The 12,729-nt window shown below is 58.0% G+C and carries 12 protein-coding genes; 6 read left to right on the top strand and 6 right to left on the bottom strand.

From position 1 onward, the window contains the following. Positions 1 to 19: 19 nt before the first annotated feature. From ET418_RS05460 to ET418_RS05480, 5 genes are all read left to right on the top strand, one after another. Positions 20 to 355: a hypothetical protein gene (locus ET418_RS05460; protein WP_149306580.1), complete on the top strand. Its 336-nt coding sequence runs from the start codon at positions 20 to 22 to the stop codon at positions 353 to 355. Further along, positions 342 to 1,211 carry an HDOD domain-containing protein gene (locus ET418_RS05465; RefSeq protein ID WP_149306581.1) on the top strand — a complete coding sequence of 290 codons (870 nt, stop codon included), beginning with the start codon at positions 342 to 344 and terminating at the stop codon, positions 1,209 to 1,211. The genes ET418_RS05460 and ET418_RS05465 overlap by 14 nt, the downstream gene beginning before the upstream one ends. Next, positions 1,208 to 3,772, top strand: a complete 2,565-nt coding sequence (locus ET418_RS05470; protein WP_149306582.1) for a response regulator — start codon at positions 1,208 to 1,210, stop codon at positions 3,770 to 3,772. The genes ET418_RS05465 and ET418_RS05470 overlap by 4 nt, the downstream gene beginning before the upstream one ends. Positions 3,773 to 3,816: 44 nt before the next feature. After that, positions 3,817 to 4,230, top strand: coding sequence for a response regulator (locus tag ET418_RS05475; protein ID WP_149306583.1), 414 nt, complete (start codon positions 3,817 to 3,819; stop codon positions 4,228 to 4,230). 137 nt (positions 4,231 to 4,367) lie between these two features. After that, positions 4,368 to 5,735: a sigma-54-dependent transcriptional regulator gene (locus tag ET418_RS05480; protein WP_149306584.1), complete on the top strand. Its 1,368-nt coding sequence runs from the start codon at positions 4,368 to 4,370 to the stop codon at positions 5,733 to 5,735. Between the two features lie 167 nt (positions 5,736 to 5,902). Here the strand turns inward: ET418_RS05480 and ET418_RS05485 are convergent, their stop codons facing one another. The 5 genes from ET418_RS05485 to ET418_RS05505 form a co-directional block, all read right to left on the bottom strand. After that, positions 5,903 to 6,295 carry a hypothetical protein gene (locus tag ET418_RS05485; RefSeq protein ID WP_149306585.1) on the bottom strand — a complete coding sequence of 131 codons (393 nt, stop codon included), beginning with the start codon at positions 6,293 to 6,295 and terminating at the stop codon, positions 5,903 to 5,905. Positions 6,296 to 6,333: 38 nt separating this feature from the next. Further along, the gene (locus ET418_RS05490) at positions 6,334 to 6,723 is read right to left on the bottom strand and encodes a hypothetical protein (RefSeq protein WP_149306586.1); all 390 of its coding nucleotides are present in this window, start codon (positions 6,721 to 6,723) and stop codon (positions 6,334 to 6,336) included. An 88-nt stretch (positions 6,724 to 6,811) separates the two neighbouring features. Beyond that, entirely contained in the window at positions 6,812 to 7,387 is a 576-nt protein-coding gene (locus ET418_RS05495; protein WP_149306587.1) for a CsgG/HfaB family protein, read from the bottom strand. A gap of 49 nt (positions 7,388 to 7,436) precedes the next feature. Continuing rightward, on the bottom strand, positions 7,437 to 8,108 hold the full coding sequence (locus tag ET418_RS05500) for a response regulator (protein ID WP_149306588.1): 672 nt from the start codon (positions 8,106 to 8,108) through the stop codon (positions 7,437 to 7,439). 184 nt (positions 8,109 to 8,292) lie between these two features. Beyond that, entirely contained in the window at positions 8,293 to 10,353 is a 2,061-nt protein-coding gene (locus ET418_RS05505) for a lactonase family protein (protein ID WP_188055339.1), read from the bottom strand. 691 nt (positions 10,354 to 11,044) lie between these two features. Between ET418_RS05505 and ET418_RS05510 the strand changes: the two genes are divergently transcribed. Beyond that, positions 11,045 to 11,557: a chemotaxis protein CheX gene (locus tag ET418_RS05510; RefSeq protein WP_149306590.1), complete on the top strand. Its 513-nt coding sequence runs from the start codon at positions 11,045 to 11,047 to the stop codon at positions 11,555 to 11,557. Between the two features lie 20 nt (positions 11,558 to 11,577). On the opposite strand, the gene rseP is transcribed toward ET418_RS05510, so the two are convergent. Continuing rightward, positions 11,578 to 12,729 (bottom strand): RIP metalloprotease RseP, encoded by a 1,152-nt coding sequence (rseP, locus tag ET418_RS05515; protein WP_149306591.1) that lies wholly within the window; start codon positions 12,727 to 12,729, stop codon positions 11,578 to 11,580.

Below are 12,729 nucleotides of genomic sequence, written 5' to 3' on the forward strand. Positions count from 1 at the left end.
TCCCGGAGATGTTTGACTCGTGGGATTGACCCAAATCGACAATATTGAAGTGGGGATGACCCTGGCAAGCGATGTTCACGACCGCACCGGCAGATTGTTATTGGGCGCGGGCGTGGAGTTGAGCCAAAAGCATCTTGTGGTGTTGCGAACCTGGGGGGTGATGGAGGTCAACATCGTCGGGACGGAGGACGATGATCCGAATAGCCGCCTCCCCGCAGAGATCACCCACGAGCAGTTGGATGCCGCCATGGCGTCACTTGGACCGCTATTTTGCAACAGTGACGTACAGCACCCGGTCATGCGCGAACTGCTCCGCCTCGCAGCGTTGAGAAAGGCCACCCATGAGCTTTGCTGAACGCGCGCCCATCACCCTGGAACGGCTCGTGGAGCAGACGCGGACGATCTACTCCCTCCCCTATTTCTACGAACGCTTCAACGAGGCCATCAATCACCCCCGCAGTTCCATCGCCGATATCGCCAAGATCATTATCGAGGACCAAGGCCTCACCGCACGCATCCTCAAACTCGCCAACAGCCCGCTGTTCGGCTATTACTCCCGGGTCGATTCGATCACCAAGGCGGTGACCATAATCGGTACCCAGCAGTTGCGCGACCTGGCGTTTGCCGCCTCGGCCATGGGCGTGTTCAAGGGTATCCCCGACGATTTGATGAATATGGCCTTATTCTGGCGGCACAGCATCGCCTGCGGCATCATCGCCCGCAATCTGGCGACCTGCCTGCGCGAAAGCAATGTGGAGCGTTTCTTCGTGGCCGGAATCCTCCACGATGTGGGGCAATTGATCCTGTGCGCCGCCATACCGGAGACGGCCGGCGAGTTGCTGGCGCTGAGCCGGTCGCGTCAGGAGCATTACCACCATACCGAGCGGGACCAGTTGGGCTTCGACCATGCAGACCTGGGCGGGGCGCTGTTGCAGGCATGGAAGCTTCCGGCCAACATTTTCGAACCGGTGGCATGTCACCACACCCCCCGCTCCGCGGCCCAGTTCCCCCTGGAATCAGCTATCGTCCACCTGGCGGAAATCGTCTGCCAGGCATTCGAGTTCGGTGCCAGCGGTGAGTGGTGCGTCTCTCCCCTGGATCCGGCGGCCTGGGATCGCCTCGGCATGCCGGTCAACATCCTGGCAACGATCCTGAAACAGTCGGAACCACAGATCGAGGAAACCTTCGACATTCTGATGGAGGGGCAATGAGAGCAAAAAGCCCCCCCCTTCCCCTTGAATTTCTCCAGGAGCGGGTCCAGTTTTTGGAAGAGGCCAACCGGCGTTATATGTCGATTTTGGACATGCTCGCGTCGAGTCTGGACTTCCAGGGCGACCTCAACCGCGCCAAGGACTTTTCCGCCATTTTCCAGGCTACCCAGGTCCAGGTCCGCAGAATCCTGGTGAGCCGCGAAATGGGGTGCCTCGAGGCGATGGAGGATGGCAGCTTCGAGTTGGCATCCTGGGAACCGGGGGATGCCCGAAACGGGATTCAATCCGAGATCGACGCAAAGATCATGGACGGAACCTTCGCCTGGGCCCTGAACCGCAACCAAGCCATCCTGGTGCCCCTTGCCGACAACCGGACCCTGCTCCTGCACAGTATCGCCACCCGTTCCCGCATCCTGGGGATGTTTGCGGCCATCCTGCCCGGAGATTCGACCTCGGTCGATGCGGCGGCCCTCAACGCCATCTCCATCGTACTCTACACCTGCGCCCACGCCCTGGAGAGCACCACGCTCAACGCCAAGCTGCATGAAAATATGGTCACCCTTGAAGAGAAGGTCCTGGAGCGGACCCACGACCTGGCCATCGCCCGTGAACAGGCAGAAGAGGCCAGCCGCGCCAAAAGTGCCTTTCTCGCCAACATGAGCCACGAGATCAGAACCCCCATGAACGGCATCATGGGGATGACCGATCTCCTGCTCACTGGCGGGCTCGCCCCTGCCCAGGAGCGGCAGTTCCACCGCGCCATCATGGATTCGGCCGACGGCCTGATGCTCATCATCAACGATATTCTCGATTTTTCCAAGATCGAAGCGGGCAAGACCGTACTCGACCATGCACCCTTCCTGCTGCGCACGGTTATCGGGCAGATGCTGCGCTCGCTGGCGCCCAAGGCGACCGACAAAAAACTGGAGTTGCTCAGCGTCCCGGAAATAAATGTACCCGACGCGCTGCTCGGCGATGCCGGAAAACTACGGCAGGTGTTGGTCAATCTCGTGGGCAATGCCATAAAATTCTCGGATCGGGGGGAAATCGTCGTCCACACCAACCTCCTGACAGACGATGGCGACCAGGCGCTGCTCCAATTTTCCGTCTCGGACCGGGGGGTCGGGATCGCCCCGGAAGCCTGCGGGCGGATCTTCAACATGTTCGAACAGGCCGATTCGTCCACGACCAAACGCTTCGGCGGCACCGGCCTCGGCCTGACCATCTCCCGGCGGATCGTGGAACTGATGGGGGGCACAATATGGGTCGACAGCACGCCGGGGCAGGGGAGTACATTTCACTTCACCGCCCGCCTCCAGGTCCAGCAGCACGGACCTCCCCGGCCGGAACCGGCCGAACTGCTGGACCAGCACGTCGTGGTGGTGGAACTGATCGAGTTGAACCGGCGCACGTTGGCCCAATACTTGACCGCATGCGGCATGCGGCCTTTTTGTGCTGCCGATGGAGCAGAGGCGCTGGAACTCGTCCGCCGACTGAGTGACGCCTCCAAACGCCCCCTGCTGGCGCTGGTCGATTTGCAGACCCTGGGCGGGGATTGCTGGGGTGTGGTCGAACAGCTTCGTGAAGCCGGCCGCGCCAGCCTGTTGATGATCGTCATGACCAGCGCCGGGATGCGCGGCGACGCCGAACAATGCCGCCGGCTGGGGGTCGGCGGGTATCTCGCCAAACCGTGGATACACGATGAACTGCGGGACGCCATCCTGGAGGTTCTGACCGGCCGGGGCTCAGTGCAGCAGGTGCCGATAGCCCGCCGCCCCCCGCCGGAGGAGCAGGCCCGCCTTGACATCCTGGTGGCCGACGATGTGGAGGTCAACCGGATGCTGGCGTTGGCCATCCTCGAAAAGCAGGGACACCGGGTCACCCTGGTCACCAATGGTCAGGAGGCTGTTGCAGCCTATGCCGCGGGGCATTTCGACGTCATCCTGATGGATGTTCAGATGCCGGTCATGGATGGATTGCAGGCCACACGTCAAATCCGGGAGTTGGAGAAGGCTGCCGGCCGGAAATGTCCCATCCTCGCCCTGACGGCTTATGCCGGCCAGGAAGATCAGGATAAGTGCCTGGCCGCGGGTATGGACGGGTACCTTTCCAAACCATTCAAAGCGGCTGAACTTGAATCCGCCCTGCACAAACAGTGTGGCCTCCCCCTCTCTCCCCAAGAGCACGGTTCGGGGTCACCCGTCCCCAGGAAGACTTCTGAACCGGACCTGCCGGTATTCGACCGCGATGGGTTGCTTTCCCGCCTGGGTGGGAAGACCGAACTGATCGGTAAATTTGTGGCGCTGTTCCGCAAGGGGATGGACGGCAACCTGGAGAAACTTCTCGCTGCCGCGGAAAGCCGTGATCGTGAAGGGATGCGAGTAAACGCCCACACCATCAAGGGGGCAGCCGGCAATATCGGAGCGCCGCGAATCCAGGACATCGCCCGGCGCATCGAAGAGGCCGCCCGGGAAAAGCGACCGGTTGAAGCGCTGGACCTGCTCCCCAGTCTCAACAACGAATATGATGCCTTCGTGCGCCTGACCGATGAAGTCTCATAACCGGCCCGACCCACGTGGGCAGGATTTCACAGAGGAGGAATTACATGGAGCTCAAAAAATGCCTTGTCGTCGATGATGACGAATTGGGACGCGAGATCGTCGCCCAGTACCTGGAGAACGTTCCCGTCGTCGACACCGCCGTCGGCGGCCGGGATGCGGTCGAAAAGTTCCAGGCAGCCATGACGGAGGGCGCCCCCTATGAGCTTATCCTGCTGGATATCGTCATGCCGGACATGGATGGGATCACCGCCGGCAAAGAAATCCGGAAGCTGGAGAAAGGACTGGCCTTGCCGACGGACAGGCAGGTCAAGATCGTCATGCTAACGGCCCTCAATACTCCCCAGGATGTCATGCAGTCCATGCTGGCGGTTCAGTCGTCAGCCTACCTGGTCAAGCCGGTGGAACCGGAGAAGGTCCATAAAACGATCAGCCAACTGGGACTGCGGATTTCCAGCTGAAGGACATTGGCCGGGCAAACCGTCAGGGAAGCTGAAATTACAAGATAATGAGGAAGATTGTCTTGTAATCGGGCGATTTATAGTATGAATTTTGATTAGGGCGATATAATCATGTTAATCTTTCAGGCGTGCTATCGATGACTGTTCCGACAATCCTTATCGTTGACGACGATGAACTGAGCGTTCGCATGCTGGAAGCCCAGCTTGGCGAGGCTGGTTTCGCTCCCGTAGCCGCATTCAGCGGTGCAGAAGCCTTGGACATCATGGAGGAACGCCAGATCGATCTGGTCATCTCCGATCTGGTCATGCATGAAATGGATGGCCTGGAACTCATCGAGCAGATCGGGAAGCGGCACAAAGGGATACCGGTCGTCGTAGTAACGGCAAACGGCAGTGTGGAGAGCGCTGTTGAGGCTATGCGGCGCGGGGCTTACGATTACCTTGAGAAGCCCATCAATCCCGCTATTTTACGCATCACCACCCAACATGCCCTCGACTACCACCACATTGTCCGCGAAAATGAACAGATCAAAGGGCTCCTGGGAGAACCATTCACCTTTCAAAGCATTGTGACCGTCAATCCGTCGATGAAAGAGATGCTGCGGCTGGCTGCCAAGGTGGCTGCGGTACGCCAGACGACCATAGCCATCTACGGCGAAAGCGGTTCCGGCAAAGAGGTGTTGGCGCGAGCCATCCACTTTGCCGGCAAGGGGCTCCCCACCAATTTTGTAGCGGTAAACTGCGCCGCTATTCCCGAGCACCTCTTGGAGAGCGAACTCTTTGGCCATGTTCGGGGAGCCTTCACCGGTGCCGACCGTGATCGGGAAGGCAAGTTCAGCCTGGCCCGTGGGGGAACTCTCCTGCTCGACGAGATCGGCGACATGCCTCTGCCGCTCCAGGCCAAGCTGTTGCGGGTCCTCCAGGAGCGCGTTTTCGAAAAAATTGGGAGCAACACCCCGCTTCCCGCCGACTGCCGGGTCATCGTAGCCACCAACCGCAATCTGGCCGAGTGGGTCTCTGCCGGGCGCTTCCGTGAGGATCTCTACCACCGGATCAACGTTTTTCCGCTTACCATCCCCCCCCTGCGGGACCGCAAGGACGACATCCCCCTGCTCTGCGAACATGTGCTCGACCATCTGCGCCAGCATCTGGGCAAGGCACTGCCCGGCATCTCCCCAAAGGCCATGGAAGCCATGCTCGACTACCATTGGCCGGGCAACGTCCGCGAGCTGCGCAACTGCCTGGAACGCGCAGCCATTCTCACGGACGGAGAGCTGATCCGTCCCGCCCATCTGGGGATCAATTCGGCAGGTTCCACTGATGCCGCCAATGGCGGCAACGTCGGCGACAGCGTCACCTATACCCTGACGGTGCCGGGCGAGACCCTCTCACTCGATACGTTGACGAAACGCATTCTGGCCATCACCCTGGAACGGTGCAACGGCAACAAATCCAAGGCCTCCCAAATGCTCAAGATCGGCCGCAAGGCATTTTACCGTCCCTGACCCTTTGCTGTCCATTCTCCCGCCCCAGTCTGCAGCCGATGTACGCCTCTCATCAAAAGTTTGGCCGGGAAATCCGGGCAAAAACCATAGGCGTGGCGCAGCGGCAGCCGGAACCGTATTCCGGCTGAGACGTCATGAAGGCCGGGAATGGGGGGACATGGAGATTTTTAGTATGTTATGCGGAGGAGACCGACAGAGAGGGCAACGTTGTTGGAGGCTGTGGGCGAATCGACAACCTCGGGAACAATGGTAGGCATGGCAAATTTGATTGTGCCGTCTTCGATTTCAGCCAGCGTCCTTACCGCTTTTGCCAAACCGAAGATGGTGCCGCCGATAGCACCGCACCCCGCCCCTACTCCAAAGTTGACAAGGTGTTTTGCCGGTTTCTTGGTGAAAGCGACGGTCGCGCCGCCGACCAACGTGCCGATCATGACGCCGTAGAGGGCATCCTGGAGCGTTTCCTGAAGGGCTTGGTCAACCGCAGAAGCGGGAATGGCACTCAATATTGTGGCAGAGATCACGATCATTGAAACAATTTTACGGGTTTTGGGTGCTTTCATCGAACCTCCTGTCTATCCGTTGCCATGGTTTCCCGGCATCACCCCGCCAGCGGGCCGCCACCCCAAGATACGCTCTCAGAGGCGTTCCCCGGTTGCGCATATACATACTGCATCTGCACCATTCTTTCGTAGACATCTTTGCGGCAGAACACCTCGACAGCGATAATCTCGCCATCGATTACGTCAACCAGGATATTGCCCTGTTTAGGAGCCAATGCAATCGTGGTCTGCCCCGCTCCCCATCCTTTCGAAGGCTGCAGCCCCGTACAGAGCATGGCGCAAAATCCCCCACCGATCACACATCGCCCCACATCCACCGGCATGTCCCTCACTTGGCAGGCAAGTTCAGGCCTGTCCTCCTCAAGGAGCAGACGCTCCAGTTCCCCCACAAAATCCGGCAGGCAATCTTTCAGATATACTTTTAGCATGACCTTACCATGTACTTGTTCATCTCGCCGGGCAGGGGCACCGCATTTCCGCAGCAACGGCCTCAAATCGCCTCCCCTGCCGGCATACTCACTCGGGTTTCGCTTGCTCGTTCAGGGATGGGGGGAGTGTTTCTTTGATATCGGCCTTGCGGATCAAAGACTTCATGAGTTCCATGGCGGTGAGGTTCACGCCCTCGGAGGTGTCGTTAATGGTTACTCCCCACAACAGCCTGCCGGTTGTGGTATCGGCTATCTTGGCGGTCAGGGAAACGGTGCAGCGGTTTTTCTTGTCCATATTGCTGGCCAGACTGGCTACCAGCGAGGGAGACCGGATCGTCTCGCAACTGAAATCATTGACACTGCCGAAAACCACTGCAGCTATATTACGGGACTGCAAAGCATTCCGCATATCATCACTCAGGCCCGAGCCGTAGAACTTTGTTTCATTCACCAAGGCAGTAGCGGTGCTTCGATCAATAACGATATATCCCTTGGCCACCAGTTCCAATGCTACGCGGTCGGCGGCCTCCTGGCCGATGCTTTTGGAACTGGCGGTAGAAAAGAAGGGCATGAGCGCTACCGTCCTTGTGTCGGGAGGGCTTCTGAACAGAGAGCAGCCGGCCAATGGAATACAGAGAATAATGTGACAGATGATTCGTTTCATTAGTGCTGTTTCCGTAACCTTTCTGTGGTAAATGCCGAGGTAAAAAAGATCATGCGGCCTCAAATTTGTAGCCGGCGCCGTAGACCGAATGGATAAACTCCGTGTCGGGATTGGCACCTGCAATCTTCTTGCGCAACTTTTTAATGTGGCTGTCGATGGTACGACTGCTGACAACGCGGCGGTCGAGATAAATCTGTTCCATGAGTTGCTGACGGCTGTAAATTCGTCCCGGCTTTGCCGCCAAAAACTGTAACAGTTTGAATTCAACAGCGGTGAGGCAGAGTTCGTGTTCGGCAAGCGTGGCCCGATAGCGCGATTCATCAAGCATAAGCCCGGCAGCCTGCGTGGTCAGTTCGTCGCCCATACGGCGCAGAACCGCCTTGACCCGAGCGACGACCTCCCGCGGGCTGAACGGCTTGCAGATATAGTCATCGGCGCCGAGCTCGAGCCCGAGCAAACGATCCACCTCATCAATACGTGCGGTCATCATAATGATCGGCACATTGGAAAAGGTTCTGATCTCCTTGCAGATATCTATACCGTCACGCCCGGGCAGCATCAGGTCGAGCAAGACAAGGCTCGGTCCATTATCTTTTACCCAAGACGCAACTTCAGTACCATTAAACAAGCTAGCCGTTTCGAATCCTGCAAGATAGAGATAATCTTTTAATACATCGACAAGCTTAAGCTCATCTTCAACAATAAGTATCTTTTTTGCCATAGGTATTTCCCCACAAATATGTATCACGAGGTGATACTAGTTTAGCGTGGTACACACTATTACCATAACAAGACCCGACTGTATCGCTACCTGTATATATTTTCCCATTTTTGACACATTCCCGCCACGTTTCCTTCTTTTCTACCCATTTCACCCATTTCAGCATCGCCGAGAGACGCAAACATCATTGGACCGTGCCGCTGACGACGAGGGAGATGGGGGACGACGCCGTGGCCACCGTTGCCGCCCCTGCGGCCAGCGCCCCGGTCGTCTGGTTGACGGTGTACCGGGAGATGGAGTTGCTGTAGTAATTGGCCGCATAGGCGAACGTTCCCGAGGGATCGATAGCCAGCGAGCGGGGCTCTTTACCGGAAGCCGCGGTCGTGCCGGCGGTCAGCGCCCCGGTAGACTGGCCGATGGTATAGGAGGAGATGGTGTCGGAACCGTAGTTGGCCGCATAAAAATACTTTCCGGTGGGATCGACGGCGACAGAATAGGGGCTCGTGCCCGCAGCCACATCCGTTACCTTGACCAGCGCCCCGGTGGTTTGGGTGATGGTGAATACCGAGATGGTGTTGGAGCCGCTATTGGCCGCATAGGCGAATCGCCCCGTGGGATCAATGACAACCGAGACAGGATTCGTACCTGCCGCTGCCGTCCCGACGGCGGTCAAGCCCCCGGTGGTCCGATCGATGGCATAGGCCGAGATCGTGAAAGAGGTATAGCTGGCCGTATAGAGAAATCTTCCCGAGGGGTCCACGGCGATCGAGACCGGGTTGGTATCCGTTCCGACAGAAACCGTCGTCACGGCGGTCAAGGCGCCGCTGGTCTGGTTGATGGTGTAGACCGAAATGGTACTGGCACCGTAGTTGGCCACATAGGCAAATCTTCCCGAGGGATCGACGACTACGGAACGCGGCTCAGTGCCGGCAGCAACCGTCGTCCCGGCGGTCAAGGCACCCGTGGTCTGGTCGATGGTATACACCGAGACATTATTGGACGAGCGGTTTGCCACGTAGGCGTATTTCCCGGAAGGATCGACGGCGATGCCGTAGGGGCCTGTCCCGGCAGCCACAGCCGCCCCGGCGGTCAAGGCTCCACTGCTCTCATTGATGCCATAGACCGAGATACTGTCCGAAGCATAATTCGCCGCATAGACGAATTTCGGCACATAGGTGACGGCAGCGGTCCCGGATACCATGGCCACCTGAACGGGGCCGCTGCCGGTGGAGACCGTTCCTGCGGCGTTTAAGGCGCCGGTGGTTTGGTCGATGGCATAGACCGGGATGGCGTAGGAATTAAAGCTCGTTGCATAGGCAAATTTGCCCGAAGGGTCCACCATGACGGAGGCGGGGTTCGTCCCTGCGGCCACCGACGTTCCCTCGGTCAGGCCCCCCGTGGTCTGATTGATGGTGTAGACCGAAATGGTGTTGGAATCATAGTTGGCCACATAGGCGAATTTGCCCGAAGGGTCGACGGTTACGGCCGTAGGGGTCACCTCGGTGAGGGCTGCGGTCCCCGCAGTCAAGGCCCCAGTAGTCTGATTGACGGTATAGACCGAAATGGTGTTGGAACCGCTATTGGCCACATAGGCGAATTTGCCCGAAGGAGCAACGGTCACGGATACGGGTGTCGTACCGGCAGCCACCGGGACTCCTGCGGTCAACGCCCCGGTAGTCTGATTGATGGTATAGACCGAGACGGTATTGTTTCCGCTGTTGGCTACATAGGCAAAGTTACCGGAGGGGGCGATGGTCACCGAGGAGGGGGTTGCGCCGGTAGCCACGTCGGTTCTTGCACTCAGAGCCCCGGAAGTCTGATTGATGCTGTAGGCTGAAATCGTGTTGTCGACGCTATTGGTCACATAGGCGAATTTACCCGAGGGGGCGACGGTTACGGACAAAGGAGCCGTGCCTGTGGTCACGGCGGTCCCGGCGGTCAGGGCCCCGGTGGTCTGGTTGACGGTGTAGACCGAAATGCTGTTGGAACCGTAATTAGCGACGTAGGCGAATTTGCCGGAGGGGGTGACGGTCACGGCACGAGGATGCGTCTGGGCAGCCACATAGCCGCTATGGCGCAACTGGCCGGTTGAGGCATTGACGCTATAGATGGAAACCGTCCCGTCGTTATAGTTTGCGGCGTAGGCAAAGCGGGGATATGTCGGCGTGGCGTTTGTACTGTTGCTTTCGCCGCTGCCGCACGAAGCCGATACCAAAAGAGCAAGAATCAAGACTGCCGTTTTCATTACATCCCGGACCATAACCATGTCGTCCTCTTTGAATTAGTATTTTACATTTGAAATACGGATCGCGTTGTTGAATGGGATTGCGCTGTCTTTGGGGAAAGAAACAGAGGGACACGGATACTGAGCACGATCTTCAGCTGCCCCAAAACGTCCAACCGTATGAACGGGTTCGGTTTACTTGCGATGCAATTTAGACCAGGAATGTGGTTAAAATATGTCAGAATTGAGCAAACACATCTGAGGGCACCCAATTGCGCCCTTATCCGCGGCACCAGATGCGCTCGGGAAAAGACGTATGCCTGTCCTTGTTATGGTTCGCCAGAAAGGTAAACGGTGGTTCATCAATAAAATCGCATTTTTAAATATGATATGTTCCCAAATAAAGGGTCGTCTCATCCAATTGAGGCGAATGTGCTGCTGCAACCCATCGAATAGGGCCAGCCTCATAACGTTGCAAGCGGGCCGGGAGCGGTCCGCCTCACCTCCGCAACCGTACCCAGAGGACACACCATGTACCTCGCGGGTACACTTCGCTGGTCTCGCCAACTCACAACCCACTGTAATTAGCGCGTTCTTACTATTGGCATCCAACCTGCTAGATATGAGAGGTAGTGCACAGACTGTCCCCATACCGCACAGACAAGGCGGCGAGTGACAGTGCGTGCTTCATCTTGTTACGGGGAGGGAAGACATGGGATTTTCATCGGTCTTGTTGGAGAGACTTCGTACGACTGAGGATATGTTGGCAAAACAACTCGTTCGGGACGTCAAAGAGGTATTCAGCACCATGATCGGCATGGACGATCTGCTGCATCTTCCGCTGGAGATCGACCCCGTGAACCATTTTTCCGGCTGCACCAGCGCCCTGGTCGGCCTGGCGGGCACCTACAACGGCCTCATCAGCCTGCACGTCCCCGACGAATTGGCCCACAACATCACCACCAGCATGCTTGGCAAGGAAGCTGGTGGGGACGCTGATGACGATATCCAGGATGCACTGGGAGAGGTCGCCAACATGATTGCCGGCTCCTTCAAACAACACCTGACCAACAGCGGATTGGATATTCGTCTCTCGACGCCATCGGTGGTCACCGGGAAACGGTACGCCATCGCCCTCACCAACAAGCCGGAGGCAATGGCGCTGCGCTTTGCCGCCTCGGATGAGGATTGGTTCATGGTTGCCGTGGCCCTGGAACAGGGTTAGGCGTCAGGCTCCGCCAGCCACTACCCCTGTCCGACGAAATACCTGATGATATCGTTGTAGAATGCCAGCGCCATCAGTCCCAAGAGCAGCATCAGACCGATCTGCTGGGCATATTCCCGTGCCTTTTGGCTGACCGGGCGGCGGAATACCAACTCCCAAAAGAAGAAGAAGAGATGCCCGCCGTCAAGAACCGGCACCGGCAGGAGGTTGAGCACTCCCAGGTTGACGCTGAGCAGCGCCATGAAGGCCAGGAAACTGGAACCGCCGGCCTGGGCCGTTTCACCGGCCATCTTGGCGATCATGATCGGGCCGCCGAGCGTATCCAGCGGTACGACGCGCTGGGCCAGTTTTACCAGCGACATGACCGTGATCTCGATCACCTTACCGGTTTGGGCCGTTCCCTTGACAACCGACTGCAGGGGGCCGAAATGCTCGGTGACGACCTCACCGGCCGAGGCCACGCCAATGGCGAAGCCGTTGACCTTCTCGCCGAACAGATTCTTGCTTATGCGCGGTTCGGGCAAGATGGTGAACTGCAGGTCCGCAGCGTTGCGCTTTATTGCCACCACAACCGGCTTGCCCTTGGCCGCGGCAATCGCCTCGGCTACCTCTTCCCAATGGGTAATGGCTTTACCGTTGATGGCGGTTACGACGTCGTTCTTTTGAATCCCGGCCTTTGCCGCCGGCTTGTCCTTCAAGACCTCGCCGATTTTGGGGGTGATGGAGGGCACGCCCAGCATGCAGAGCACGATAAAGGCAAACCAGGCAAACACCAGATTGAAGACCGGACCGGCCATTACGATGGCGATCCTTGCCAGAGGAGGCTTATGGGCGAAGGAACGTTTTTTTTCCTCCTCCGTCAACTCCCTCGGAGCAGCGACAGCCTCGCCGGCAACTGCGGCGCTGTTTTCCTCCCCATCTTCAGAAGCGGGATGGTGCGACTCCCCCCCCTCGATGAAGCCCCCTTCGCCGAACATCTTGACGTACCCGCCCAGGGGAAAGGCGGAGATCAGGTATTCCGTCTCGCCGATCTTCTTGCCCGCCAGTTTGGGTCCGAAGCCGAGGGAGAATTTTTCCACCCTGACGTTGAACAGCTTGGCCACCAGAAAATGCCCGAATTCGTGAACGAAGATCAACACACCCAGGACGATTACGGCATAGACGATCATCAT

The organism is Oryzomonas rubra (assembly GCF_008369015.1).
Lineage (GTDB): Bacteria > Desulfobacterota > Desulfuromonadia > Geobacterales > Pseudopelobacteraceae > Oryzomonas > Oryzomonas japonica.

Excerpts from the sequence above, each read along its gene's own strand:
- ET418_RS05465 (WP_149306581.1), top strand. The coding sequence starts at position 342 with ATGAGCTTTGCTGAACGCGCGCCCATCACCCTGGAACGGCTCGTGGAG.
- ET418_RS05470 (WP_149306582.1), top strand. The coding sequence starts at position 1,208 with ATGAGAGCAAAAAGCCCCCCCCTTCCCCTTGAATTTCTCCAGGAGCGG.
- ET418_RS05475 (WP_149306583.1), top strand. The coding sequence starts at position 3,817 with ATGGAGCTCAAAAAATGCCTTGTCGTCGATGATGACGAATTGGGACGC.
- ET418_RS05480 (WP_149306584.1), top strand. The coding sequence starts at position 4,368 with ATGACTGTTCCGACAATCCTTATCGTTGACGACGATGAACTGAGCGTT.
- ET418_RS05485 (WP_149306585.1), bottom strand. The coding sequence starts at position 6,295 with ATGAAAGCACCCAAAACCCGTAAAATTGTTTCAATGATCGTGATCTCT.
- ET418_RS05490 (WP_149306586.1), bottom strand. The coding sequence starts at position 6,723 with ATGCTAAAAGTATATCTGAAAGATTGCCTGCCGGATTTTGTGGGGGAA.
- ET418_RS05495 (WP_149306587.1), bottom strand. The coding sequence starts at position 7,387 with ATGAAACGAATCATCTGTCACATTATTCTCTGTATTCCATTGGCCGGC.
- ET418_RS05500 (WP_149306588.1), bottom strand. The coding sequence starts at position 8,108 with ATGGCAAAAAAGATACTTATTGTTGAAGATGAGCTTAAGCTTGTCGAT.
- ET418_RS05505 (WP_188055339.1), bottom strand. The coding sequence starts at position 10,353 with ATGAAAACGGCAGTCTTGATTCTTGCTCTTTTGGTATCGGCTTCGTGC.
- ET418_RS05510 (WP_149306590.1), top strand. The coding sequence starts at position 11,045 with ATGGGATTTTCATCGGTCTTGTTGGAGAGACTTCGTACGACTGAGGAT.
- rseP (WP_149306591.1), bottom strand. The coding sequence starts at position 12,729 with ATGATGATCGTCTATGCCGTAATCGTCCTGGGTGTGTTGATCTTCGTT.